This window comes from Synechococcus sp. PROS-U-1 (assembly GCF_014279755.1).
Lineage (GTDB): Bacteria > Cyanobacteriota > Cyanobacteriia > PCC-6307 > Cyanobiaceae > Parasynechococcus.
On the sequence record NZ_CP047951.1, the window covers coordinates 2,336,040 to 2,359,747 of the forward strand.

Genomic DNA, 23,708 nt, shown 5'->3' on the forward strand with positions numbered 1-23,708 from the left:
AGATAAAACGCAGAGACATCACCAGCGTGGCCCACTGCCGATGCCAGCCCGAGTGCTGCTACTCACACTGCTCCTCGCCTCGCCTCTGGCAGCACGGGCAGACGACTTGATCTTGTTGCTGCAGCAACGGAATTGCCCGGACTGTCGCCTTGCGGATGTGGATCTTGTCCACGCCGACCTGCGGGACGCCGATCTACAGCGAGCCCAACTGCAACGCGCCAACCTCGGACAGGCGAGGCTCGATGGCGCTGACCTGCGAAAGAGCAACCTTCAATTCACCAACCTGCGGGGGGCCTCCCTGCGCGGCGCCGATCTGCGCGGCAGCACGCTCTACGGCACCGACCTGCGCCAGGCCGATCTCAGTGGCGCACGGCTCGACGACGGAGCTCTCGAACAGGCGCACTGGCAAGGAGCCCACGGCATCAACCAAGGCGTCCGCAGCCATGCTGCACTGCACAACGCCGGAGTGACAGCAGCCGAAAACGGCCAATGGAAACAGGCTGAGACCTTGTTCAGTGCCGCCATTACGGCGGAACCAAGCGAACCGCTGAGCTGGGTGGCGCGGGGGTTATGTCGGGGTGAACTGGGGAACATCAACGGCGCCTCACGGGATCTGGCCCACGCCGGAGAACTGTTCGGCAATCAGGGCGACGAAGAGAAAGCCCAACAACTTCAGGAAGCCAGCCAAAAAGCCACAGCAACCATTGACAACCCAGCATCGAAGGGTGGAAATGGTGTCGGATCACGGCTCCTCAGCGGGGCGCTCTCTACCGCTCACGCCCTGGCACCCATCGCTCTGCGGGCTTTGTCTCCGATGCTGCCCTGACCTAAAACCCGTTCTGCATCAGCTGGGTCGCTTGCTGGGTTGAGGGGCGATAGCCATAGCCAAAGACACCCCCCTGGTCGTCGTCGAGAACCCGAGGGGTGACCAGAATCACCAGCTCATCCTTGGATCGCGTCGATTCACTGCTGCGGAACATGCTGCCAATCAGAGGCAGATCGCCCAGGATCGGCCACTTCTTCACCTCCTCAATCTGCTGCTCAGAGACCACACCTGTGAGGATCAATGTCTGACCATCTCTTAGGCGGATAGATCCAGATTGCAGATCACGCTTATTGAGATTGAAGATCTGCGCACCACCAGTTTCGGTGCCAGGGGCCTGCTGGGCTGGCACAGGAACTGAGACAGAAGGATTCACATTCATAGTGATGAATCCGTTGTCGTCAATTTTATCGACATCCACCTCAAGCGTAAGCCCAGCCGTTTCCTTTTCGTAGGTATACGTCGTCGTACCGGTATCACCATTTTCATCCCTCTCAACATTCACCACCACATCTGTGCCCGTCTCTACAGTGGCCTTCTCACCCTCTTGAACCAGCAACGTTGGCTGAGCCAATGTTTTTGCATTTCTTGCAATTATTTGTGCCTCAATGTAGGCATAGAACGAATTGCCGGGTTGACGGTACTGCTCTGAACTGGGGACATACTTAACGCGCCCTTTGTTGTCATACACAGGCTTCAATGTTTGCTCCGCAGCCGGATTGGCATCAGGCACATAAATCGGCTGACCATTGCTGTCGTAGACGGGCTTAAGCGTTTGGGATGCGGCGGGATCGGAGCTGGGCACATAAATCGGACGACCCATCGAATCCAGCTTCGGCACAAAAATCGGATCCCCGCCGGGCTCTTGCGGTGGAAACACGGCTTGTTCCTGAACCACGGGATTCACGACCGACTGAGACGCAACCATGGGTTGAACGACACGCTGTTGCGGAACCTGCCCGTAGCTTGAGTAGGTTCCAGGAACACCGGAGACACCCTGACCATAGATTCCTGAGCCAGAAGGCCCTCCCGGCTTGTACTGACCGAAGTTGAGATGACCCTTGCCGCTTTCACTAACAATAAAAGTATCGCCCATCCGCGCCGAAAAGCTTGCATCCACGAAACGGTCATTCGCGAGATTCACATTCAGAATCTGCACCTTCACTGCCACCTGACGTCGACGCAGATCGAGCTGCTTGAGATAACTTTCCGCAGAGGAAATCAATTGTGGATCACCAACCAGGGTGACGGTGCCAAGTCGCGTATCGGTTGTTCCCGTTAAACCAAGCAATGGGCCAACAGATGCGCCATAGGTTTCGACCTGCGTTGATTTCTGAGTGGTCTGACTGGTCTGATTGCTGAGCTGATTGGTACCTGCAGATGAAGCCTCGCCCGTCGTCGTCGTGATCGTATTGATGACATTCATTGATGCCCCGAGGCTGGCCAAATAGTTAGCAGCCTTATCAACTTTGACCTGATTCAAACGAAACACCTTCGACATCTGCGGCCCAAATGTCTTCGATGAAATCGCTGTACCTACCATCAGCGTGCGGCCATCCAATTTGGCTTGCAGACCCGACGCCAAAAGCACACTGTTTAGAGCCCGATCAAAACGCTCATTTCGAAACGCCATCGTCACCCCGACGGGAGTCGTCTTGGTCGGGTCCGACTCAGGATCGCCGACATAAACGAAGCCATACCCACCCAATCGAGCCAAAGACATCAGGGCGTCCTTGGCTGGAGCATTGTTCAAGGTCAGGGAGACCGACGGTCCTGTGGCCTGCACATAGCTGCGGTTGTTGAGCAGCATGGAGCCGACAGCGATATCCCCCAGCGGCGGTGCAGCGGCGCGGGCTCGCATGGGGGGAACCATCACAGGCTGCTGAACCCGACCCGGCCGGCTCAGATCCAGCCGCCCGGCTTGAACTGCTGTCGAACGCATCGGCAGCGGGCGGAACGACACGATCAAGCTGGAGCCAGTGCTGTTGAGAACAGGCTGTGGCAAAACCATCCCCTCCACGGTTTTGACCGTCAATTCGAAGGACGCATCCGTTCCGGCCTTGAGTCCAACGGACAACAAGCCAAGGGACGGCATCGCAACTTCCTGCGGAACGGTCGATGCCGATGACGTCGTCCCGCGCAAACGACCGAACCAACCCGATGCCGAACTGCGCTGACTGATCAGACGTGGATTGTCTCCGAGGCCGGAGACCACCAAATCGACGCGGTCTCCTAACCGTCGCAGTTTCAAGGCCACCGTCGATCGGGCCACGGCGGGAGCAGAAGCCATGACAACGACGATCTCGGCACTGAGGCAGCCGAAACCAATCAGGAGAGCGAGGGGAAGCGAATGACGAAAAATTGATCTCCTCACTTCCGTTGTCGCACTCAGAAGACGTCCGGCCTGATGGTATCGATCAGAACAGGCAATCACCAGACTCAACTGGGCGACTCTTCCTTGGAGTTGTCTGAATCCAACTTGCCTTCCGACGGCGGGTCATAAAAGCTCAGTTGAACCGTCAACTGCGTTCGCGATTCAACCGGTGGCGTGGCGCCTTCTTGATCGTTGCCCTGCACTGCTGCCTTGATCTCAAGGTCGCTGCTTTCAACCAACAGTTCCAGAGCTTCCATCCGTTGGAGAAACTCCTGTAAACCGGCGTAGGGACCGCTGACCTCCAACGCAACCGATGACTTCTGATACCCCAACACCAGCAGAGGGTCCGTCGGTTCTGTGGGCTCGTCACCCGGCTTCGACGTCGATCGAGATGATTGCCGTTGCGATGCCGAAGACGGCGTTGGCGTCTTGATCGGCTCATAGCGCTGAATGGTCACACCCGATAACAGGGCTTGTTGGTTCAGAAGAGCCAGGAAGGTTTGCACTTTTTCCCGCCCAGCCAGCAAGCCAATCAACAACGCCTGTTGCCTCTGAGCCTGTTCGAGCGCAGAACTCTCCTTTTTCAACTGCCGCTCAACCTCTGGCAGGTTGGCTTGCAGCGTCAGCAAGGAATCACGTCGTCGCTCAAGCTCCTGGATCTCCTCCCAGGCGGGACGCAACACCAAAAGGAGCAAGGGCAAGCTGAGCAGCAGCCCAAATGCGATGGGCAAACCCACCACCACACGACCACGGGTGATCCATTGACGACGACCCGAGGGAATCAGATTGGTCACAACCCAATACCCCGGGTCTTCAACAACTCATACCGTCGTGCCAACCCCTCCGAACCCAGCTCACGAAGCCGCTCCGGTGTGGCCCTGGCCGAAGGATCAATGGCTGATTCGAGGCTGAAATCAATCAGACCAGTGTCATTCGCCGACGCCTTCACGATCAATGTTCCGTCAACGCGCAGTTCAGCCTGGGCCTCGAGATTGAGGGCTAACGCATTAATTCGCTCGAAGGCATCCATGCCTTCTGCTTCTCCTTTGATGATCAGCTTGGACGGAAGCGCTGCAACCGAGAGCAAGCGAACACCCTGCGGCGTCACCTCTCGCATCTGCTCCAACAGAGCTGATCCAGACCGCAAGGCCACCAGCTGGGAAGCAATCCGATTGGTTTGTTGATTCAGAGCAGCGCGCTGTTTAGCCATGGTGTTGAGCCTGGCCTCGGCATCCCCAACACGCGCCTCCACAGGAGCAAGCTCAACCACGTCCGCCTCGAGGCGTCCCTGCTGATTCTCCAAAAAAAGCATCAGCGCAAAGGGCGCCAAAATCAAACCAAGGCCAGGAAGACCCCCTTTCAACAGCAATCGGGGGAGGGACTGATGAACAACAGGCTCTTGAGGCAAACCAAGCTCAAGCCGACGCTCCCGCAGCCAATCCGACAAGCCCAGCTGCCCCGAAGACTTCACCAGGACTCCTCCTCGTGAAGTGCCATCAAAGCAAGATGCGCCAGTGGACACAAAGCATTCTCCTCAGCTGAATCAGCCCAGGGATCAGGAGTCCATGGCAGTGGTTTGTTCACAACCTGCTCACCGGCAGCAGCATCAACAATCTGATTCCAATCACAGTCATGGGCATCGTCCAGGGTTAACCACCAGCCCAGGGGGGTGGGGGCGTCCAGCGTTTGTTGCCACGCCAGAAGACAAGCGCGGGCCTCAGCGCGACAGGCGTCGAAATCAATTGTGGCAAAAGTGTGATCGATCTCTGGAGTGCGATCCCGCATGAGAACCAAACGGACCCTTCTGTCGTGAACCAGAAGCCAGGCAAGGTCACCGCTCCAATCCTGAGTGAGCGTTGCCAATGCCCGTAGAGCATCGGTCAATGACCAACTGATCCGACGCAAAGGCAGGTCCGCGATCTCAGCCACTTCAATCCAAGCCTGCAACGATGAACGCGGTATTCCGGCAACAGCAATGCTGTCTTGAATTGATGTGGTCAACAGATAGCTCTGCTCGAGATCGAACGGGAGATCCACGGAACCAAGGCAGTCGCGACGCAAACCTTCGGTGGTGAAAGCATCTGCACTCAAACCGTCAATGACACGCCAATGGGCCGCTGCAGGAGGAAGGCAAAGCACCAGTTCAGCACCGGGAAGATCCAGATCAAATAGAAGATCAGCGATCAACTCACCAATTGCTTCTCGGTTTTGAGGTGAACCATCACGACAGGCACCATTGGGCCAGGAAGCAGAACGGAAATTCCAACGGCGACCATGTCTCCAACAGAAGGTCGCTCCCGCATCAGAGATCGTCACCAGCACCGGACGGGGATGAATCAAGCGGGACCACGCCAAGCGGCTGGCTTGCCACTGCGGCAGTGTGGAAAACATGAATGGCGGCACTGGACTCGTGACCAGTCACCAAAAACTATCAAAACTTGGTAGTAATTAGTAGGAAAGACAGACAACTAAGCAAACCATGAGGAGCGCATGAGAATCTGCAAAAAAAACGACAGCCTGAACGGCTAACACTAAAGTGAAAGGATCTAAAGGCTAGTCATGGCAGGACTGATCGTTAAGGATATCAACCCCAATGGGAGCTCGTCCCCAAATGAGCTCATTGATATTGAAGGAATTCTATATTTTGTGGCTGATTCTGGATCAGCGGATGACAGCTCTACACCACCCAGTGACGGCGACAACAATGATGAAAGCGAAGAAGGCAACGAAGAAGGCAGCCAAAACACAGGCGCTAACACTGGAATTGGTCTTTGGAAAAGCGATGGGAGTGATGGCGGAACACGGCTGATACGGTCATTTGATGGCATCAGCAATCTGACGGAAGCAAATGGAAAGCTTTATTTCATAGCCCAAGATTCTGATCAATATGAAATCTGGAGCAGTGATGGAACATCAGCCGGAACAACAAAAGTCGACACTCTCTATCCAGGATCAGATAATTTTGCAGCATACAATTTATTTGCAGAAGATGACACACTCTTTTTCAGCTCAAGTGGCCCGCAAGGAAGCCGCAATGGCTATGAGTTATGGCGCTGGGAAGGAGATGATGTAGGGACCAAGCTGTTTAAAAACTTATTTCCTGATCGATACATTACAAATCAATCGATCGAAGTCGACGATACAACAGGCGAACAGACATTAACAATTGAAACAGCTGAATTCAGCACCAATAACCCTGAGTTTTCCACAGATTCTTTCCCAGGAAGTTTCACAAGTGCCGGTGGGGGAAACTTTTTCTTTACCGCTTATTCAACGCAAACTGTTGACGCCGTCATTGACGGCTTTGCCGATACCATTCAACTTGGGGGAATCGAACTCTGGTTCAGCAACGGCACCGAAAATGGCACATATCCCATACCAATCAATAATGAAAGCTACAGAATATACAACCCAATCGATGGCACGGCTTCGCCACCTAACCTCTACGACGAATATTACACTGCAACAGGCAGTTCATTTCCCAAAAGCTTAACGGCATTCAAAAAAAATCTCTACTTCACTGCCAATGACGGGAGCAATGGATTTGAACTCTGGTCGATCAGCAACCAAGGGGTTGGTGAAAAACTTGTCAAGGATATCCATCCAGATGGGAGTTCAACACCAGAAGAGCTCACCGTTGTTGGCAATCGGCTGTTTTTCACAGCAGATGACGGAAGCGGAAGGCAGCTTTGGGTCATAACCGAGAAGAACAAAGTTCAAAAGATTGAAAAGAGTGGAGAAGATCCGCGCCATCTCACAGAAATCGACGGCAAGCTTTACTACTCCGCAAAATCAAGCAAAGGGCGAGAGCCGTGGGTGATCAAGAATGGAAAATCTGCGCAACAATTGCAGGATATCAATCCAGGAATCAGATCTTCCAATCCTCAGAACTTCCAGCTGATTGAAACTAAAACAAAAAAAGGCAATCAAAAATTTCTTTATTTTTCTGCTAACGGCGGAGAACGAGGGATTGAGCTTTGGAGCCAAAATATCAGCAAAAATAATAGTGATGTCGAGCTATTTGCGGATATTTATAGTGGCCCTTCCAGCAGCGATCCTCGTCAACTTATCAATACTGACCAGCAACTTTTATTCACAGCAAATGATGGTAAGCGTGGCCGAGAACTCTGGACAATTGGACCAAGCATTGAAGGACCAAGTGGAAATATCGGCGCAAAAGAGTCGACCATAGAAGTCTATGAAAATCAAACTTTTGTCTACACCTTCTCCAGCACCATTGAAGATCCAGATTCAGTAATTTGGAGCATCAATGGCGGTGTTGACAGCAAGCGGTTCAAGATTGATAAAAAAACAGGCGCACTGAATTTCAAGTCGTCTCCAAATTACGAAAAACCCAACGACTTCAGCCGCGACAACAACTATGAGGTCGTTATCAGAGCTACAGATGATGATTTGGGGCTGAAGGCCGATCAATTCGTCACCGTGACGGTTCTCGATGTAGCCACATCAGCTGGATGCACAGATGATGATCAAGACAATTGCGAGTCAAATCCTCCAGTCACAGTCGAAAGTAGCCTCGTCAAAAACATAAGGGCAAGTGCGCAAAGCTCAAATCCGGAAGAACTCTATAATCATCGCGGACAATTATTTTTTAGTGCAAATAACGGTCGTAATGGTCAGGAGCCTTGGGTCAGCCAGGGATCCACAGAATCGACAAAACTGTTTCTAGATATCAATAAAGGCAAAAAAAATTCTTCCCCAGCATCATTCACAAGCTACAAGCAATCACTTTTCTTTGCGGCAAATGATGGTCGCAACGGCGCCGAACTATGGATCACCGATGGAAAGCAAAAAGGGACAGAATTGGTAGCTGATATCCAGCCTGGAGAAGGCAGCTCGTCTCCATCTGATTTGTTGGTTCAGAACAACAGCCTTTATATGGCAGCCGATGACGGTTTACGCGGACGCGAACTCTGGCGCTACGACTTGAAAACAGACCAAGCTGCATTAGTGCATGACATCCGCTCAGGCTCAAGAATAGGATCCAATCCCAGCGAGCTGACGGCACTGAACGGCAATATCATTTTTGCCGCTGAAGGCAATAGCTATGGCCGTGAATTATGGAGCAGTGATGGTACCAAAAGCGGCACCAAGATGATGCTGGATATTAATCCGGGCACATTGGATTCTGATCCAGAAGATTTTAGCCTTCTCCAAGGCGATCTTTATTTTACTGGAAACACCTACCTCTACGGACGTCAAATCTTAAAACTGGACGGCAGTGGTCTGAACGTCACTGAAATACGAGGAAGCCTGGGAGAGGCAAAAGCAACTGAGCCAGATGATTTGCACGCTTCCCGCGATCAACTTTTCTTTAGTGCCGTCACAAGGATTGATCCTTCGGACGACAGCGACAACACAACACCGTCCACAGGGGGAACATCCGATTCGGGATCAGATCCCGGTGGATTCATGGTTGCTGCTGACGGGATCGAAACAAAAGCACTTGATTATATAGAAGATTACAACAGGAATATTGACTCCTACAGAGAGTTCGACAACCCTGAGTTTCTTAATTTCGCAAGATTTTGGGCAGATGCACTGGCAACCTCAATCCTTGTCGAAAACAATGATGCTTCACTCGCTGAAGACTGGAATCAATACTATCAACCTCTCTCCGATCAATCCTTATCTACATCTCTACCCATTCGGATCCCCGAAGGAATCCCCTCCACTGCTGCATCTCGAAGCACAGACTCCTCCCCTGATGGAAGCACCAGCATTCCCAGCGAGGACGACAACCAAAACAGCCTTGGCCGAGAGCTCTGGATTTCCAATGGCAAAGCAAAAGGCAACACACTGCTGAAAGACATCAATCCAGGGGAAGGCAGCTCAGATCCGAAGGGATTCGTAACGGTGGGCACGAAAACTTACTTCAGTGCCAATGATGGAGAATTTGGAGAAGAGCTGTGGATCAGCGATGGAACCCAGAGCGGAACATATATGCTCAGCGACATCAATAAAGGATCCAAAGATTCATCCCCCAGATCAATCACTGAAGTGGATGGCGTGGTTTATTTCTCCGCCAAAAGCGAAAATCATGGTCGCGAACTCTGGAGAATCGGCACACCGAATCTCAGCACACAGTCATCCAAAAGGTCCAAACAAAATAATCTCAGCGCAAAAGAGCTGAACTTAACAAGATTGGTTAATGACAAACGTGGCAGAGGACGACTTGTCGGCAAAAAAAACACTGCCGATGAATTCATCTTCTCAAAAGACAATCAATTTGGAACCAAGAAGGCAGATCAGATCACGCGATTCTCAAGGAATGAAGGAGACACCATTCAGCTGAACCCGAATTCATTCGCGGGGATCAAAAAGCGACACTTCAAGACCACCAATACATTGCAGAAGTTCAACCGTGAGCTTGAACGCAAGAGCAACATTATCTATTTCGAGCCCACTGGAGAACTCTATTTCGATCAGAACGGACGCAAAGCCGGCTTCGGAGATCCCAACGAGTCAGGGCTGTTTGCCATTCTCAAGGGTGCTCCAGATCTCAACCCGACAGACATTGGCCTGATTTGATCTGATTTCAGTCCTGCCAGGGCAAACCAGTGCCGGACGCCTCAGCAATCGTGCGGAGACCATGGCGATCCAGCTGGAGCAGCAGACCCTCCAAGATCCGCGGCACCAGATCCGGCCCTTGAAAAATCCAACCGGTGTAGAGCTGCACCAGCGATGCACCCGCCGTAATCCGCTCCCAGGCGGCTTCCGCAGAATCAATGCCACCCACTCCGATCAAAGGCAACGCAGGGCCAGCACTGGCCCGTAGCCGACGAATCACCTCCTGAGCCCTGTGGCGCAGCGGCGCACCGCTGAGCCCACCGGCCTCCTCCGCGAGGGTGCGCCCGGTCTGAGTCAGACGCCGTTGCTCCAGGCCAAGCCGATTGAGACTGGTGTTGACCGCGATCACACCGGCCAAGCCCTCCTCAAAGGCCAGACGAGCAATGGCATCGATCGACTCATCGTCCAAATCCGGTGCGATTTTCACGAGCAGTGGCGGGCAGGCCGCCAAGCGTCGCAGCCGCTCCACAAGTCGCCGCAACTGGGTGGTGTCTTGCAGATCCCGCAGTCCGGGTGTGTTGGGAGAGCTGACGTTGATCACTGCGTAGTCCGCCATCGGAGACAACAACTCCAGGGAGGCCGCGTAGTCATCTGGGGCCTGCTCCAGGGCCGTGATTTTGGATTTGCCGACATTGATCCCGAGCACAGCAGACCGCCGGCCCGGTGGATCCAAGCGTTGCCGCTCCAGCGTTTTCAACAGCGCCTGGGCGCCGTCATTGTTGAATCCCATCCGGTTCAACGCTGCCTGTTCTTCCGCCAAACGAAACAGCCGCGGTTTTGGGTTACCCGGCTGGCCATGCCAAGTCACCGTGCCCACTTCGGCAAAGCCAAAGCCGAAGCAATCCCAGATACCAGCCGCTACTCCGTTTTTGTCAAACCCCGCCGCCAAACCCACCGGGTTGGGGAAACGGCAACCAAACAAGACCTGCTCCAGGCGCAGATCACGCCGTTGAAGATCTGCCGCCACGCCACCGAGCACCGTGGTCACCCCTGGCCAACGCCGCCGCAGGCTGGCCTGACCCAGCGCCGTCAGCGCTGTACGCGACAGCTGTTCAGCGTCCAGGCCGTCGTCTCGCGCCAGTGCCGGACCAAGCCAACGTTGATAGAAGGCACCGCTGCTGAGCGGTCCGGCCGAAGAGGACGGCGACATGCTCGGGCTCAGGACTGTCCTGATCCTGCCTCGCGGCGTTGCAGGGTCCAGCGGCCATCCCCCTGGGGTTGCACAGTCCAATCCCTCCAGATCCAGCTCTCCCGCTTGGTTTCCAGCTGTTTGAACGGCTGTTCCACCAACTGCGCCAGCTCCGTCAACGACAGGCTGTATCCGCCCTGCGCCAACCGATCCGCCACCTCCAAACGTGACAACAACAACAGCAGAGGCTTGGGAGCAGCCTCTGGCACGGCCTCCGAAGAAGGCCGCTTGGACGCTCCCTGCTGCAGGACCAAGCCCGGCTGCGCAGCATGGGAGAACGCCACAGCAATGCGGTCCACCCGTTCGTTGTCTGGATCACCGCTGTGGCCTTTGACGTACCGCAGGGGGACGTCGTCCAGGCGGGCGGTATCGAGGGCCTTCCAGAGATCCTGATTGAGCACTGGCTTGCCGGCAGCCGTCTTCCAGCCTTTGCGCTTCCAGCCTTTGATCCAGGACCCCAGACCATCAATCAGGTATTTACTGTCGGTGCGCAGGGTGAGATCGGGATGACGGGGCAGTTGCTCAAGGCGTTGCAACACCTCCAACGCCGCCTGCAATTCCATGCGGTTGTTGGTGGTGTCGGGCGCATGGCCCCCGAATTCCTCAACACTGCCGTCTTCAAAACGCAATAAGGCACCCCAACCTCCCGGACCAGGGTTGCCGCTGCAGGCACCGTCGGTCGCTGCAGCCACAACACGTCCCCGTCCTTCGGCCATTGATCTGTCCCAACACTGTTCGGTACAACACGGTTTCTGGGGTCACCGTGCATGAGCCGAACCTACCTGCGGGCTGCCGGGCTGACTGCCGTGGGGCTGATGGGCGCTGGCCTACCGCAGGAGGGCGCGGCGCGGCCCCTGTTTGAGAGCACAGCAGTTCCTCAGGAGCGCTTCGCTGTCCTCGCACAACCCGTTGGGAGGGCCCAGTGGAAATTGCTGGTTCTGGAACAAATCAAGCCCCAACCGCGCTGCTGGACGCCACGCCAGGACGGACTGGTGGAGCCCAGCCTGAATCGCTTCGACTTCACCAGAATCTGCAAGCGCTACCTGGACAGCAATGGCTACTCGTTGCGCAGCGGTGACCAAGATCTCGGAACCCGCTTCCGCTTCCGTCTCAAACAATCCGGCGCATCACTGAAACTCGAAGCCCTCGACCCCCAGCAAAGGGCACCACTCCTGGTCGGGCAGGCCCCTGTCCACCGTCGTGATCCCAACGGATTCGTCCCCCTGCAACTGGCACCTGGCTGGGCACTGGAACGGCGCGTTTACCAAGGGCGCAAGCTGAACCATCTGTACTTTGCCCACAAGGCACCGGTGAACCTGCTGCTCGCACGGGCCAGCAGCCAAGGCCAACGTTCCGGATTCAGGCGATTGGGAACGCCGATGCCACCGGTCGCACCACCTCCCCTCCCTGCCGCAGGACCAACGCGCAGAAGAGCAGGTCGAACAACAGCCAGCCGCATAGTTAGCAGTGGCCCGATTCGATTGCAGGTGATTCCCTACGGCCGTTGACGGCAAACCGGCACAGTGCCAGTCGAGAGAGCGACCAGACAGGGGCTGACAATCAAATCCTCGCTCTTAGTTTGCATTTGTGTGAGGAGTGCAGAACGCCTCTTCAGGGTCGAAACAAGGACAGACTCCTGAACGTGTTCCTCTCGACGAAAGCTCCGCCTTTGGCGGGGCTTTTTTGTTGGCAGCCGAACAACATAAAAAAAACCGGCCCACGAGGGACCGGTGGCTGGGCAACAACAAGCAGGGAAGAGGGGCATGCCCTCTCCCGAGCCGATCACTTGAGGGTGACCTTGCCGCCTGCTTCTTCGATCTCTTTCTTGAGAGCTTCGGCGTCGGCCTTGGAGATGCCTTCCTTGACGGGCTTGGGGGCAGCTTCCACCAGAGCCTTGGCATCGCCGAGGCCGAGGCCGGTGGCGTTGCGGACGGCCTTGAGGACCTTGATCTTGGCTGCAGCGTCGAAGCTTTCGAGGATGACGTCGAATTCAGACTTCTCCTCAGCGGCTTCGCCACCGCCACCAGCAGCAGCGCCGGGGGCAGCCATCACAACACCAGCAGATGCTGCGGCAGACACACCGAAAGCCTCTTCGATCTGCTTGACAAGCTCGGAAGCTTCAAGCAGGGAGAGGGATTTCAGCGATTCGAGAATTTCGTCGGTTTTTGCAGACATGGTTTTGAAAGGGGAAGCAACAGATCAATGAACAGTGGTCTCGGCAGAGCCGAATCAGCCTTCGCCGCCTTCGGCGTGCTGCTTGAGCGCCCTGGCCATACCAGAGGGAACCTCGTTGATGCCCACAGCGACCTTCGTGGCCACGGCGTTGATGGCACCGGCGATCTGAGCCATGAGCTGCTCCTTGGAGGGGAGATCAGCAATGGCTTTGATCTCGTCCTGCGACAGAAGCTTGCCTTCGAAAAGGCCGCCCTTGGTCTCGGACTTTTTGAGTTCCTTCTGGAAGGTCTGAACGGCCTTCACACCAGCACCAACATCGCCCTTCACCAGGACGAAGGCGTTGGTACCGGTCAGCAGGGAGTCGAGGCTGGCCCAGTTGCTGTCGCCATCAATGGCACGGCGCATCAAGGTGTTTTTGGTCACCTTGCAAACGCTGTCGCTGGCCCGCAGACGATCCCGCAGGTCAGACATCTCCTTGATGGACAGGCCCTTGAAATCAAGGACAAGTGCCAGTTCGGCGTCGGCGAGGAGCTCCTTGAGCTCTCCGACGATCTGCTGCTTGTTCTCCAGCGTGCGGCCCATAGGGATTGGATCGGATCAAAGGAACAAGCCGGGCACACGGCCGATCGAGTCTTCTGAACGAAGACGAGGCCGCGTGCCGATCCAACCCCGAATGGGACAAAACCGTGTCGCGTCTGCCTCGGCAGGGATTACATCAATGGGAATGACTGACGTCATGCCCAGGGACATCCTGCTGTCTCTGGCCGGGCGCGTGCCCGATTTGGCTTTCGCCAAAGGTTGAGTGTAGAGGAGAGCCTGATCAGCTCCCCTGTTCAATGTCCTGCAGGGCAGAGAAATCGACCTCAACGGAGGGCCCCATGGTGGAGGTCACATACAGGGACTTCCAGTAACGGCCTTTGGCACCACTGGGCTTGTTGCGGTCAATGGTCTCTTGCAACGTCTTGAGGTTCTCAAGCAGGGCCTCAGGACTGAAGCTGGCCTTGCCGAAACGGACATGGACGATGCCGGTGCGATCGGCACGGAATTCAAGTTTGCCGGCCTTGAATTCCTTGATCGCAGCCGCAAGATCCGTGGTGACGGTGCCGGCCTTAGGGTTGGGCATCAAGCCGCGGGGGCCGAGGACTCGGCCCAACTTGGCCACCTTGGGCATCATGTCTGGGGTGGCGATCAGCAGGTCGAAATCCATTTCGCCCTTGCTGATGGTTTCCACCAGTTCTTCTTCACCGGCGAGTTCAGCGCCCGCGGCCTTGGCTTCAGCCACCTTCTCACCACGGGTCACCACAGCGATGCGCACGCTCTGGCCGGTGCCATTGGGCAGGGCCACGGTGGTGCGCAGCTGCTGGTCGGTGTACTTCGGATCGATGCCGAGGCGCACATGGGCCTCCATCGTCTCGTCGAATTTCGCGTTGGCGTTGTCCTTCACCAGGGCAATCGCCTCGAGGGGGGCGTAGGCACGGTCCTCGATCTTGCCGGCCAGGCTGGCCAGGCGCTTAGAGATTTTGGGCATGTTCAGAGGTGGGGTTCAGGCGACATCAGCGATGTCTCCCCCGAATGGGTTGGAGAAGAGATGCAGCGACGTCAGTCGCTGATGGAAACGCCCATGTTGCGGGCGGTGCCTTCGATGATCCGCATAGCGGACTCAACGCTGGTGCAGTTGAGGTCAGGGAGCTTGGTCTTAGCGATTTCCTCGAGCTGAGCCCGACTGATCGATCCAACACTGCCCTTGGCAGACTCACCGGATCCCTTTTGGATCTTCGCGGCCTTGGTGATCAACACCGACGCCGGAGGCGTCTTGGTGATGAAGGTGAAGCTGCGGTCTTCAAAGACCGAAATCTCCACCGGAATCACATAACCGGCCTTGTCCTGCGTCCGAGCGTTGTACTCCTTGCAGAACATCATGATGTTCACACCGTGCTGACCGAGGGCAGGGCCCACCGGCGGCGCGGGGTTTGCTTTGCCGGCATCTAGGGCCAGCTTGATCACAGCTACGACTTTCTTGGCCATCGGCTGGGTGGTTTGGACAGCTGCGGATCACCAGACCCTCGGGTCGGGTGCGGCGGAATGGTTGCCCACTCCTGAGGCCGCCCTCCGCAGGGAGACGGCCGCCGCATGGATCAGTTCTGCTTGCTGATCTGAGAAAACTCCAGTTCAACCGGCGTCTCTCGACCAAAGATGGAGAGCAGGGCCTTGAGCTTGTTGCGCTCGCCGGACACCTCGATCACCTCTCCCTGGAAATCCTTGAACGGACCCGCCGTCACCAAAATGTGATCGCCTTCGGTCAGATCCACCTTGACGACGGTCTTCTTCTCAGCCGCCCGCTTGAAGATGCGATCAACCTCAGACCGACTAAGGGGACGTGGCTTGATGTGACCACGGGCCTTACCAGTGGCACGGCGGTCCTCAGCACCCACGAAATTGATCACGTTCGGGGTGCTTCTCACCGCCATCATCGTGTCCTCATCCAGCACCATCCGGACGAGCACATAGCCGGGAAACACCTTTTCCTCAGTGGACTGACGGGTGCCGTCCTTCTTCAACTTGACGGCAGGCGTCTGGGGAATCTCAATTTCAAGAATCCGATTGCTCACCCCCAGGGTGACGGCGCGCTGCTCGAGGGTCGCCTTGACCTTTTTCTCGCAGCTGGAGGCCACCTGAACGGCATACCAGCGGGCAATGGCCGTGTTGGCGACAGCTTCCAAAGGCAAGGTGCCATCTTCCCCCTCATTCGGGGCTGGCAGATCAAGCACCTCAGGGGCGTCCGGTGTGGTCAGGTCGTCGGGCACGGCGAGAAAGGTGATATCGAGTCAGCGGAACACCTGGGACGAAGCCCACCCAAAGAAGCGACTGACAGCCGCAATGGTGGCCGCCGAAAGGCTGACCATCAGGATCACAGCGATGGATTCGCTGAACAATTGCTGGCGGCTGGGCCAAACCACGAGTTTCAGCTCATCAACCGTGTCCGCCAAAAATCCACCGGATTGGGTGGGATCGGCGGCGGCCTTTGAGCCGTCAGATGTGGTGGTGTCCTCAGAGATGGGGCTGGTCACGGTGATGGGACCGGAAGTTGACAACGGTGCCGGCTGGCACTTCGCCAAACAACCACCCTACCGGATGCCCTCAAACTCCTATGGGATCAAACACCAAGGAATCTGCACCGGCCTCGCCCAACCGCACCGTCACACCACTGGCACCGGTAAAGCGTTCCTCGAGCAGCAGCGTGGAGAGCGGATTTTCCAGCTGGCGCCGCAACACCCGTCGCAGTGGCCTCGCCCCGTACTCGGGTTCATAGCCCTGACGGGCCATGGCCTCGGCGACTGCATCATCCACAAGAAGAGCAAGACCCTGCTCGGCCAACAGGGCGGCGAGATCTTGCAGTTGCAACTGAACAATGCGCACCAGATCAGCCACCTCCAAGGGGCGGAAACGAATCACCTCATCGATACGGTTCAGGAATTCAGGCCGGAACTGACTCGACAGCGCTGCATCCACCTGCTGTTGAAGGGCTGACTCGTCCGTGGATCCCGAGCGGGCATGTTCCAGGATCGCCGGGCTGGCCAGGTTGCTCGTCATGACGACCACGGTGTGGCGGAAATCGACGGTGCGGCCCTGGGAATCGGTGAGTCGGCCGTCATCCAGCACCTGGAGCAGCAGGTTGAATACATCGGGATGCGCCTTCTCCACTTCATCGAGGAGCAGCACCGCATAGGGACGACGCCGCACAGCCTCAGTGAGCTGCCCGCCTTCCTCATAGCCGACATAACCGGGAGGAGCACCGATCAGCCGAGCCACGGCGTTGCGCTCCATGAACTCACTCATGTCGAGGCGAACCAGCGCCTCCTCTTCATCGAACAACGACGCTGCAAGCGCCTTGGCCAGCTCGGTCTTGCCCACGCCGGTCGGCCCGAGGAATAGGAACGATCCCACCGGGCGACGCGGATCCTTCATGCCAGCACGGGCACGGCGAATGGCAGCGGCAACGGCGATCACCGCCTCGCCCTGGCCAATCACCCGTTCGGCGAGATGGGCGTCCAGTTGCAGCAGCTTGCGGCGCTCACCCGCCAGCAGCCGCTGCACAGGGATCCCGGTCCAGCGGGCCACAAGATCAGCGATGTCACCGGCCTCCACCTGCTCGCGCAGCAGAGCAGTTCCGGAGGTCTGCGCCTCCGCCTGGGACGCCTCCAGTTCATCCCGACGCTGCTGCACCCGATGCAACTGGTCGTACTGCAACCGGGCCGCCTCCTCGAGGTCGCCATCCCGCTCGGCTTCAGCGATGGCATGGCGCAGGTCTTCATCCTGCTGAAGCAGCTGACCGAGTTCCTCCAGCTGACCGCGCTCCTGCTGCCAGCGACGCCGCAGATCGTCCAATCGCGTCGACACTTCAAGCCGGTTGCGCTGCAACTGAATCCGCTCCGATTCAGGCGCTTGCTCAGCAGCGAGCAATGCCAGTTCAACGCGGCGCAGATCTGCCTCGGCTTCCTCCACCACCTGCGGCTTGGAGGTGACCTCCATCTTCAGTTGAGCTGCCGCTTCATCGATCAAATCAATGGCTTTGTCCGGCAGACAGCGGTCGCTGATGTAGCGATCGGCGAGACGGTTGGCCGCCTGAATGGCTTCATCGGTGATCGTGACACCGTGATGAAGCTCGTAGCGCTCCTTCAAGCCCCGCAGAATCTCGAGGCTCAACTCCAGATCCGGCTCCCGGATCACCACCTGCTGAAAGCGACGGTTGAGGGCCGGATCCTTCTCCACGGTGAGCCTGTAATCCTCCGGAGTTGTGGCGCCGATACAACGCAGATCACCACGGGCGAGAGCTGGTTTCAACAGGCTGCCGGCATCGGTGCTGCTGCGATCGCTGCCGACAACGGTGTGCAACTCATCAATGAACAACACCACGCCGGAATCGGAGCCGCTGACCTCCTCAAGCACCGACCGCAGGCGTTCTTCGAACTGGCCACGGAACTTGGCGCCGGCGATCAGGGCCCCGAGATCGAGCGCCACCAGACGCAGGCCCTGGAGAGATTCCGGCACTTCACCCGCCACGATCCGCTGCGCCAGCAGCTCCGCAATCGCTGTTTTGCCAACGCCGGGTTCACCGATGAGTACCGGGTTGTTTTTGCTCCGGCGTGAGAGCACTTTGATCAGATTGCGAATCTCCGCATCGCGACCGATCACCGGATCAAGGCTGCCTGCTTCAGCCTCTTCCGTGAGGTCACGCCCGTAGGACTCCAACGCCGTGGGGGGCTCCTGTACCTGCAAGGGAGCCTCAGGGGCAGAGGGAGGCTCAAGGGGATCCGTCTGACGAGGCGGGGCTGACGGCGCTGCGGCTGCTGCTTCGCGCCCCCCACGGGAGGAGGACGGAACACGAGCCACCCGTTGACGGAGCGGCTCCTCTTTCGGGGACGTCGGCCTTGGCCGCTCCGGTGGAGGAGATGAAACCCCACCATCAACCCCCTTTTGGAGCAGCAGCTCCAGCTGATCGGCCGACAGCCCCAGCCCAGCGAACAATTCAGCTCCGATCCGCGGGTCGGCACCGATGGCCATCAACAGTTCCGACACATCGATGCAGGCACTGTTCCAGCGCCGACGGATGGCATCAGCCTCATCCAGCAGCTGCTCGAGGTCATCGCCGATGAACAACTCGTCGCCACGCCCGGACGGTTGATCGGCCAGCACATCCTCCAGCCGATCCAGCAAAAGATCACTGGCTAGAGGCAAAGCCTCCACCCAACGCCGAAAGGAGGGGTCGGTGAACAGCACCTGGATCAGATGCTCCACATCCAACTGCTCATGACGCCAGCGTCGGGCGACGTCCTGACCACTTAGCAGCAGATCCCAGGCTGAATCGCTGAAGCGATCCGGCTCATGGGTGAGGCTGCCGTTCAACGCTTGGGATGAGGTCATCCGGTTCAGACGGGGGCTTTGGAGGACAACTCGATCAATTCCACCTTGTAGCCATCCGGATCCTCAACAAAGGCGATGACGGTGGTGCCGTGCTTCATCGGGCCAGGTTCCCGCACCACGCGTCCTCCCTTGTCGGCAATACCGGCACAGGTGCTGCGGATGTCGTCCACCCCAAGGGCGATATGGCCATAGGCATCGCCCAGGGCGTAACTCTCGGTGTCCCAGTTGTGGGTGAGTTCCAGAACCGTGTGGTTCTCCTCTGATCCATAGCCGACAAAAGCCAGGGTGAAGCGCCCGCTGGGGTAATCCTTTCGACGCAGAAGCTGCATGCCCAGGACTTCGGTGTAGAAGCTCAAAGACCGCTCCAGATCAGCGACCCGAAGCATGGTGTGAAGCATCCGCATGGGAGAGCGTCGTGCAGCGAGAACCTGCCGTCATTCTGGCCAGGTATGGCGCGTCACAACAGGGGAGAGAGGGGCGACTCATAAGATCCCCGGGTTAAGCGTGCGTCCCAACGTGATCGATTCCCTCGACCTCGTCATCGACACCATCGTGGCCCGAGAGGTGCTCGATTCCCGCGGCAACCCAACGGTTGAAGCCGAGGTGCTTCTCGAAGGAGGTGCCATGGGACGGGCCATCGTTCCCAGCGGTGCCAGCACCGGCGCGCACGAAGCCCACGAGCTGCGTGATGGCGGCGACCGCTACATGGGCAAGGGTGTGAGCCAGGCCGTGAATCACATCGAGGAGCGGATCGCACCAGCCCTCTGTGGCCTTTCCGCCCTGGATCAGGCGGCCGTGGACGCCGCGATGCTGGAGCTGGACGGAAGCGACAACAAATCCAACCTCGGGGCCAACTCGATCCTGGCGGTGAGCATGGCCACCGCCCGCGCCGCCGCCAACGGTCTGGGAATTCCCCTCTACCGCTATCTCGGCGGCCCGATGGCCAACCTGCTGCCGGTGCCGTTGATGAACGTGATCAACGGTGGCGCCCATGCCGCCAACAGCCTGGATTTCCAGGAATTCATGCTGGTTCCCCATGGTGCTCCGAGCTTCCGCGAAGCGCTGCGCATGGGCACCGAGGTGTTCCACACGCTCAAGAAACTGCTCAGCGACAAGGGCATGAGCACCGCCGTTGGCGATGAAGGCGGTTTCGCCCCCAATCTCGGCAACGTGGAAGCTGGCGAAATCCTGGTGGAAGCCATCAGCAAGGCGGGCTACAAGCCCGGCGATCAGATCTCCCTTGCCCTGGACGTGGCCAGCACCGAATTCTTCGAAAACGGGCGCTATGCCTTCGATGGCGGCAGTTACACCAGCGCCGAGATGGTGGGCCAACTCGAGCAATTGGTGGATAAATTCCCGATCGTTTCGATCGAGGACGGCCTGGCGGAAGACGACTGGGATGGCTGGAAGCTGCTGACCGAACGCCTCGGCCGCAAGGTGCAGCTGGTGGGTGACGACCTGTTCGTCACCAACACCAAGCGTCTGCAGCAGGGCATCGACAGCTCCACAGCTAACTCGATCCTGATCAAGGTGAACCAGATCGGTTCGCTCACCGAAACCCTTCAGGCCATCGATTTGGCGGGCCGCTCCGGCTACACCAGCGTGATCAGCCACCGCAGTGGCGAAACCGAAGACACCACCATCGCCGACCTCTCCGTCGCCACCCGCGCGGGACAGATCAAGACCGGCTCCCTCAGCCGCAGCGAGCGGGTCGCGAAGTACAACCAACTACTCCGCATTGAAGACGAACTGGGAAGCCAGGCCGTCTACGCCGGCGCTGTTGGCCAAGGTCCCCGCGGCAAGGCCTGATCTCAGGCCCCCAAGAGAGATTCAACGGTTGGAACCGGGCAACTGCTCCAACCGTTGATCGCGACGGATCTTGACCTGCATTCGGAACCAGCCCAACCCCACCGGTAAGGAGGCAACAGCCGGAAGAATTGACCAAAGCGGACGGGCACTCGCACCAACAATGGCTGTGGCCAAAGCCAGGCATCCGAGCAACACCGATTGGCCGATCGACTGCTGGGCCAGGGCCATCCGACGGAACTGACGATCCGATTCCCCCAAACGCACCTGGAGCTGCAGATCCCCCTGCTCAAGGCGTTCAAGACTTTCATCAAGACGTCTTGGGAAAGCAGCAGCACGGCTGCTGAGAGCACCGACCTGACGGCCAAGTTCATTGAACAGATCGTTGCTGCCGGAGCCGCTTGAGGTCATGAGTGGAAGGAGGTAAGGCTTGGCAATCGCAACCAAGCTAAAAGCGGGATCCAGGCTGCGGCCAACACCCTCGAAGGTGGACAGCGCTCGCATCACAAAAATGAGTTCGACCGGCAGACGGAAGGGCTGCCCATAGACCAAGTCGTAGAGATCGCCAGAGAGTTTGTCGATCGCATTGGCTGTGAACGGTGGGGTCAGGGCCTCCTGCAGCATCAGCCGCACAAGACGACGGACCGGACCCACATCGATGCCTCCGGAGATCACTCCGGCAGCCTGCATTTCCTCCACCAGAGCTGCTGAATCCCTTGCGGCAGCAGCGCGAACCATGGCCCCGAGGCGTCGACGCAAGCCGTCCGACAACAGGCCCATCATTCCGAAGTCGTAGTAAATGAGAGCGCCATCGCTGGCAACGGCAAGGTTGCCGGGATGGGGGTCGGCGTGAAAGAAACCAAAGCGCACCAACTGCTTGAGATAGCTGGCCGCGCCCACCTCAGCCACTTTGACTGGATCAATACCGGCCTCAATCAACTCCGCACGATCATTGACCTTGATACCTGGCAAATAGTCGAGACAAAGAACACGGCGGGTGCTCAACTCCCAGATCACAGCGGGGATCCTGATCCGCTCATCATCCAGAAATTGTTGACGAAAACGCGCTGCATACTGGGCCTCGACGCGAAAATCGAGCTCACGCAACAGGACACGTCGACATTCCCGTGCCATTGCCGGCCAATCGCGACCACGCCCCCAACTGGGATGGCGTTGCAGCACAGCCGCCACCTGCTGCATGACCTCAAGGTCAAGACGAAAAAGTCGATCCAACCCAGGCCGCTGCACCTTGAGCACCACCTGCCGGCCACTGCGCAGACTGGCGCGGTGCACCTGAGCCAAAGAGGCAGCACCAAGGGGCTCTGGGTCGAGGTCAATGACCTCTGCACAGCGCTGACCAAGCTCTTCTTCGAGCACGGTCTGCACCTGATCAAAACTGAAGGCCGGAACGCTGTCCTGCAGAGCCGCCAGTTCGGCCACCCAGCCCGCCGGGAGAATATCTGGCCTGGCGGACAGCAGCTGCCCAAGCTTGATGAAGGCTGAACCCAGAGACAGCAGCTCGGTCGTCAACCAGCGAGCTCGACCTTGCTGGCGGCGAGCGCGACGCTCCGCAGTAACGCCACCGCGATAGGTCCAGGATTGAGCATCCCACCAAAGCAGCAGCAGCAAGGTCAGGACAGAGCGCCAGATCCGAAGCGCTCGCAGCAGTCCGAGCATCAGGGGCGTGCCTCGATCACTTGGCTCAGATCAGACACCGTGGCCCGGAGACGGTCGATCACCGCTTGAGGCGTCTCCGACGGTTCCGCGGACGACGTCCCATCAGTGCTCCCCATGGCCTGATCACCCCGTTCAATCCGTTCCGCCTCTGCAAGCACCTCGTCCTGAAATAAATCCCATTCCTGACGCAGCCGTTGTGGGGCATCTTGCGCCAACACCGCCAGCTCAGCCGCCGCATCCGCAAAGCCGTGGCCCAGGCGCGCGCTGATGCGATTCACGGTGGCGCGAATCAAGGCCTCCGAGGAACCCATGAACCGAGTGCAGACAGTCTCAACTGTGGCAGATCCGACAGGAGATCAGGGCTGGGGAGGAATCACAGGGTCGATGGATTCAAAAAAGGCTTCGGCGCCAGGGGGAACCACAACAGGTTCCGGATCAGCCACCAACACCGGTGAATCCTCGGCAGGGAAAACAGCTGCAGGGACAACAACCGCAGGAACAACGTCGGTGGCTTCAGGACCAACAACTGGCTCAGCATTCCTGTCGTCCGGCCCCTGCTCTTGAGCTGTGGATGGCTCCGCCTCGTCTGCTTCGGGCACCTCCGGCTGAAGATCTGGCGCGATGGATTGAGGGTCAGACCAGGCCGGAGCCGTCCACACGGGTGGTTGAGGCGTCTGCAGAGCGACATCAGGTTTGATCGCTGTCTTCACCTCTGGTTGGGGCGGTCGGCTCGCAGCCTTGGCAGCTTCGAGGGCAGTGACATCCACTTCCAAAGAAGCGTCGTCACCACCAAACCGGGTGCGGAGCTGCTGCAGGGAATCCCCCGGAAAAGCGAGCTCGGCGAAAGCCTCGGGGCTCGAATCTTCAGCATTGGTCTGAAGCGTCAGCACCCGATGGGTGATGCCATACCCGAGGGCAAAGCAACAACCCGCCACAAGAGGACCCAACCAGGCTGGGGCCTTGGTCGCGACGGGAGCGTCGGGGGAGCTGCTCTGGTCCACACGTGGTTCCAACTCGCAGCCGAATTGTGACAGGGATACAGAACGAACGCTCGACGACCTGGGGGCCTGGACTTATGCAGCAAAACTCCAATGCCTAAGGCAAAACCTTGACCCTGGTAATGTCAAGTAAATAATGAGACCCTGAAAAAG

The 23,708-nt window shown here is 57.7% G+C and carries 22 protein-coding genes; 5 read left to right on the top strand and 17 right to left on the bottom strand.

What is annotated here, in order from left to right; all coding sequences use genetic code 11:
* Nucleotides 1-40: 40 nt before the first annotated feature.
* On the top strand, nucleotides 41-826 hold the full coding sequence (locus SynPROSU1_RS12725; RefSeq protein ID WP_186570815.1) for a pentapeptide repeat-containing protein: 786 nt from the start codon (nucleotides 41-43) through the stop codon (nucleotides 824-826).
* 1 nt (nucleotide 827) lies between these two features.
* Here SynPROSU1_RS12725 and SynPROSU1_RS12730 read toward each other — a convergent pair whose 3' ends face one another.
* Nucleotides 828-2,684: a type II secretion system protein GspD gene (locus tag SynPROSU1_RS12730; RefSeq protein ID WP_255444683.1), complete on the bottom strand. Its 1,857-nt coding sequence runs from the start codon at nucleotides 2,682-2,684 to the stop codon at nucleotides 828-830.
* Nucleotides 2,685-2,808: 124 nt separating this feature from the next.
* Between SynPROSU1_RS12730 and SynPROSU1_RS14080 the strand changes: the two genes are divergently transcribed.
* Nucleotides 2,809-3,000, top strand: a complete 192-nt coding sequence (locus SynPROSU1_RS14080) for a hypothetical protein (protein WP_255444684.1) — start codon at nucleotides 2,809-2,811, stop codon at nucleotides 2,998-3,000.
* A 262-nt stretch (nucleotides 3,001-3,262) separates the two neighbouring features.
* Here SynPROSU1_RS14080 and SynPROSU1_RS12735 read toward each other — a convergent pair whose 3' ends face one another.
* From SynPROSU1_RS12735 to SynPROSU1_RS12745, 3 genes are read right to left on the bottom strand one after another with little or no spacing between them, the layout of a single operon-like run.
* Nucleotides 3,263-3,991 (bottom strand): hypothetical protein, encoded by a 729-nt coding sequence (locus SynPROSU1_RS12735; protein ID WP_186570817.1) that lies wholly within the window; start codon nucleotides 3,989-3,991, stop codon nucleotides 3,263-3,265.
* Nucleotides 3,988-4,668 (bottom strand): hypothetical protein, encoded by a 681-nt coding sequence (locus tag SynPROSU1_RS12740; RefSeq protein ID WP_186570818.1) that lies wholly within the window; start codon nucleotides 4,666-4,668, stop codon nucleotides 3,988-3,990. The genes SynPROSU1_RS12735 and SynPROSU1_RS12740 overlap by 4 nt, the downstream gene beginning before the upstream one ends.
* Entirely contained in the window at nucleotides 4,665-5,588 is a 924-nt protein-coding gene (locus SynPROSU1_RS12745; RefSeq protein WP_186570819.1) for a hypothetical protein, read from the bottom strand. Before SynPROSU1_RS12745 ends, SynPROSU1_RS12740 begins: the two co-directional genes overlap by 4 nt.
* Nucleotides 5,589-5,756: 168 nt before the next feature.
* Here SynPROSU1_RS12745 and SynPROSU1_RS12750 point away from each other — a divergent pair, with 168 nt between their 5' ends.
* On the top strand, nucleotides 5,757-9,749 hold the full coding sequence (locus SynPROSU1_RS12750; protein ID WP_186570820.1) for an ELWxxDGT repeat protein: 3,993 nt from the start codon (nucleotides 5,757-5,759) through the stop codon (nucleotides 9,747-9,749).
* Nucleotides 9,750-9,756: 7 nt separating this feature from the next.
* On the opposite strand, the gene SynPROSU1_RS12755 is transcribed toward SynPROSU1_RS12750, so the two are convergent.
* Nucleotides 9,757-10,938: a quinone-dependent dihydroorotate dehydrogenase gene (locus SynPROSU1_RS12755; protein ID WP_186570821.1), complete on the bottom strand. Its 1,182-nt coding sequence runs from the start codon at nucleotides 10,936-10,938 to the stop codon at nucleotides 9,757-9,759.
* Nucleotides 10,939-10,946: 8 nt separating this feature from the next.
* Entirely contained in the window at nucleotides 10,947-11,693 is a 747-nt protein-coding gene (gene rnhA, locus SynPROSU1_RS12760; protein ID WP_186570822.1) for a ribonuclease HI, read from the bottom strand.
* A 51-nt stretch (nucleotides 11,694-11,744) separates the two neighbouring features.
* Between rnhA and SynPROSU1_RS12765 the strand changes: the two genes are divergently transcribed.
* Nucleotides 11,745-12,485 (top strand): DUF3747 domain-containing protein, encoded by a 741-nt coding sequence (locus SynPROSU1_RS12765; RefSeq protein ID WP_186570823.1) that lies wholly within the window; start codon nucleotides 11,745-11,747, stop codon nucleotides 12,483-12,485.
* A 274-nt stretch (nucleotides 12,486-12,759) separates the two neighbouring features.
* On the opposite strand, the gene rplL is transcribed toward SynPROSU1_RS12765, so the two are convergent.
* From rplL to gloA, 8 genes are all read right to left on the bottom strand, one after another.
* Nucleotides 12,760-13,152, bottom strand: coding sequence for a 50S ribosomal protein L7/L12 (rplL, locus tag SynPROSU1_RS12770; protein ID WP_186570824.1), 393 nt, complete (start codon nucleotides 13,150-13,152; stop codon nucleotides 12,760-12,762).
* Nucleotides 13,153-13,206: 54 nt separating this feature from the next.
* Nucleotides 13,207-13,734: a 50S ribosomal protein L10 gene (gene rplJ, locus SynPROSU1_RS12775; RefSeq protein ID WP_006851480.1), complete on the bottom strand. Its 528-nt coding sequence runs from the start codon at nucleotides 13,732-13,734 to the stop codon at nucleotides 13,207-13,209.
* Between the two features lie 238 nt (nucleotides 13,735-13,972).
* Complete coding sequence (gene rplA / locus SynPROSU1_RS12780) at nucleotides 13,973-14,680, bottom strand: 50S ribosomal protein L1 (protein ID WP_115024548.1); 708 nt, start codon at nucleotides 14,678-14,680, stop codon at nucleotides 13,973-13,975.
* A 71-nt stretch (nucleotides 14,681-14,751) separates the two neighbouring features.
* Nucleotides 14,752-15,177: a 50S ribosomal protein L11 gene (rplK, locus tag SynPROSU1_RS12785; RefSeq protein WP_006851160.1), complete on the bottom strand. Its 426-nt coding sequence runs from the start codon at nucleotides 15,175-15,177 to the stop codon at nucleotides 14,752-14,754.
* A 110-nt stretch (nucleotides 15,178-15,287) separates the two neighbouring features.
* Nucleotides 15,288-15,956: a transcription termination/antitermination protein NusG gene (gene nusG, locus SynPROSU1_RS12790; protein WP_186570825.1), complete on the bottom strand. Its 669-nt coding sequence runs from the start codon at nucleotides 15,954-15,956 to the stop codon at nucleotides 15,288-15,290.
* 21 nt (nucleotides 15,957-15,977) lie between these two features.
* Nucleotides 15,978-16,220: a preprotein translocase subunit SecE gene (gene secE, locus SynPROSU1_RS12795; protein WP_186570826.1), complete on the bottom strand. Its 243-nt coding sequence runs from the start codon at nucleotides 16,218-16,220 to the stop codon at nucleotides 15,978-15,980.
* Nucleotides 16,221-16,290: 70 nt separating this feature from the next.
* Nucleotides 16,291-19,074, bottom strand: coding sequence for an ATP-dependent Clp protease ATP-binding subunit (locus SynPROSU1_RS12800; RefSeq protein WP_186570827.1), 2,784 nt, complete (start codon nucleotides 19,072-19,074; stop codon nucleotides 16,291-16,293).
* 5 nt (nucleotides 19,075-19,079) lie between these two features.
* Nucleotides 19,080-19,478 carry a lactoylglutathione lyase gene (gloA, locus tag SynPROSU1_RS12805; RefSeq protein ID WP_186570828.1) on the bottom strand — a complete coding sequence of 133 codons (399 nt, stop codon included), beginning with the start codon at nucleotides 19,476-19,478 and terminating at the stop codon, nucleotides 19,080-19,082.
* A gap of 112 nt (nucleotides 19,479-19,590) precedes the next feature.
* On the opposite strand from gloA, the gene eno reads away from it, so the two are divergent.
* Nucleotides 19,591-20,883 (top strand): phosphopyruvate hydratase, encoded by a 1,293-nt coding sequence (eno, locus tag SynPROSU1_RS12810; protein WP_186572401.1) that lies wholly within the window; start codon nucleotides 19,591-19,593, stop codon nucleotides 20,881-20,883.
* Between the two features lie 21 nt (nucleotides 20,884-20,904).
* Here the strand turns inward: eno and SynPROSU1_RS12815 are convergent, their stop codons facing one another.
* From SynPROSU1_RS12815 to SynPROSU1_RS12825, 3 genes are read right to left on the bottom strand one after another with little or no spacing between them, the layout of a single operon-like run.
* Nucleotides 20,905-22,557: an AarF/ABC1/UbiB kinase family protein gene (locus SynPROSU1_RS12815; protein WP_186570829.1), complete on the bottom strand. Its 1,653-nt coding sequence runs from the start codon at nucleotides 22,555-22,557 to the stop codon at nucleotides 20,905-20,907.
* Nucleotides 22,557-22,868, bottom strand: a complete 312-nt coding sequence (locus SynPROSU1_RS12820; protein ID WP_186570830.1) for a DUF6825 family protein — start codon at nucleotides 22,866-22,868, stop codon at nucleotides 22,557-22,559. The genes SynPROSU1_RS12815 and SynPROSU1_RS12820 overlap by 1 nt, the downstream gene beginning before the upstream one ends.
* A gap of 45 nt (nucleotides 22,869-22,913) precedes the next feature.
* Entirely contained in the window at nucleotides 22,914-23,570 is a 657-nt protein-coding gene (locus SynPROSU1_RS12825; RefSeq protein WP_255444687.1) for a hypothetical protein, read from the bottom strand.
* Nucleotides 23,571-23,708: the final 138 nt, after the last annotated feature.

What these genes read in the sequence shown, in the direction of transcription:
- SynPROSU1_RS12725 (WP_186570815.1), top strand. Translation starts at nt 41, where the DNA reads ATGCCAGCCCGAGTGCTGCTACTCACACTGCTCCTCGCCTCGCCTCTG.
- SynPROSU1_RS12730 (WP_255444683.1), bottom strand. Translation starts at nt 2,684, where the DNA reads ATGCGAGCCCGCGCCGCTGCACCGCCGCTGGGGGATATCGCTGTCGGC.
- SynPROSU1_RS12745 (WP_186570819.1), bottom strand. Translation starts at nt 5,588, where the DNA reads ATGTTTTCCACACTGCCGCAGTGGCAAGCCAGCCGCTTGGCGTGGTCC.
- SynPROSU1_RS12750 (WP_186570820.1), top strand. Translation starts at nt 5,757, where the DNA reads ATGGCAGGACTGATCGTTAAGGATATCAACCCCAATGGGAGCTCGTCC.
- SynPROSU1_RS12755 (WP_186570821.1), bottom strand. Translation starts at nt 10,938, where the DNA reads ATGTCGCCGTCCTCTTCGGCCGGACCGCTCAGCAGCGGTGCCTTCTAT.
- rnhA (WP_186570822.1), bottom strand. Translation starts at nt 11,693, where the DNA reads ATGGCCGAAGGACGGGGACGTGTTGTGGCTGCAGCGACCGACGGTGCC.
- SynPROSU1_RS12765 (WP_186570823.1), top strand. Translation starts at nt 11,745, where the DNA reads ATGAGCCGAACCTACCTGCGGGCTGCCGGGCTGACTGCCGTGGGGCTG.
- rplL (WP_186570824.1), bottom strand. Translation starts at nt 13,152, where the DNA reads ATGTCTGCAAAAACCGACGAAATTCTCGAATCGCTGAAATCCCTCTCC.
- rplJ (WP_006851480.1), bottom strand. Translation starts at nt 13,734, where the DNA reads ATGGGCCGCACGCTGGAGAACAAGCAGCAGATCGTCGGAGAGCTCAAG.
- rplA (WP_115024548.1), bottom strand. Translation starts at nt 14,680, where the DNA reads ATGCCCAAAATCTCTAAGCGCCTGGCCAGCCTGGCCGGCAAGATCGAG.
- rplK (WP_006851160.1), bottom strand. Translation starts at nt 15,177, where the DNA reads ATGGCCAAGAAAGTCGTAGCTGTGATCAAGCTGGCCCTAGATGCCGGC.
- SynPROSU1_RS12800 (WP_186570827.1), bottom strand. Translation starts at nt 19,074, where the DNA reads ATGACCTCATCCCAAGCGTTGAACGGCAGCCTCACCCATGAGCCGGAT.
- gloA (WP_186570828.1), bottom strand. Translation starts at nt 19,478, where the DNA reads ATGCGGATGCTTCACACCATGCTTCGGGTCGCTGATCTGGAGCGGTCT.
- SynPROSU1_RS12815 (WP_186570829.1), bottom strand. Translation starts at nt 22,557, where the DNA reads ATGCTCGGACTGCTGCGAGCGCTTCGGATCTGGCGCTCTGTCCTGACC.
- SynPROSU1_RS12820 (WP_186570830.1), bottom strand. Translation starts at nt 22,868, where the DNA reads ATGGGTTCCTCGGAGGCCTTGATTCGCGCCACCGTGAATCGCATCAGC.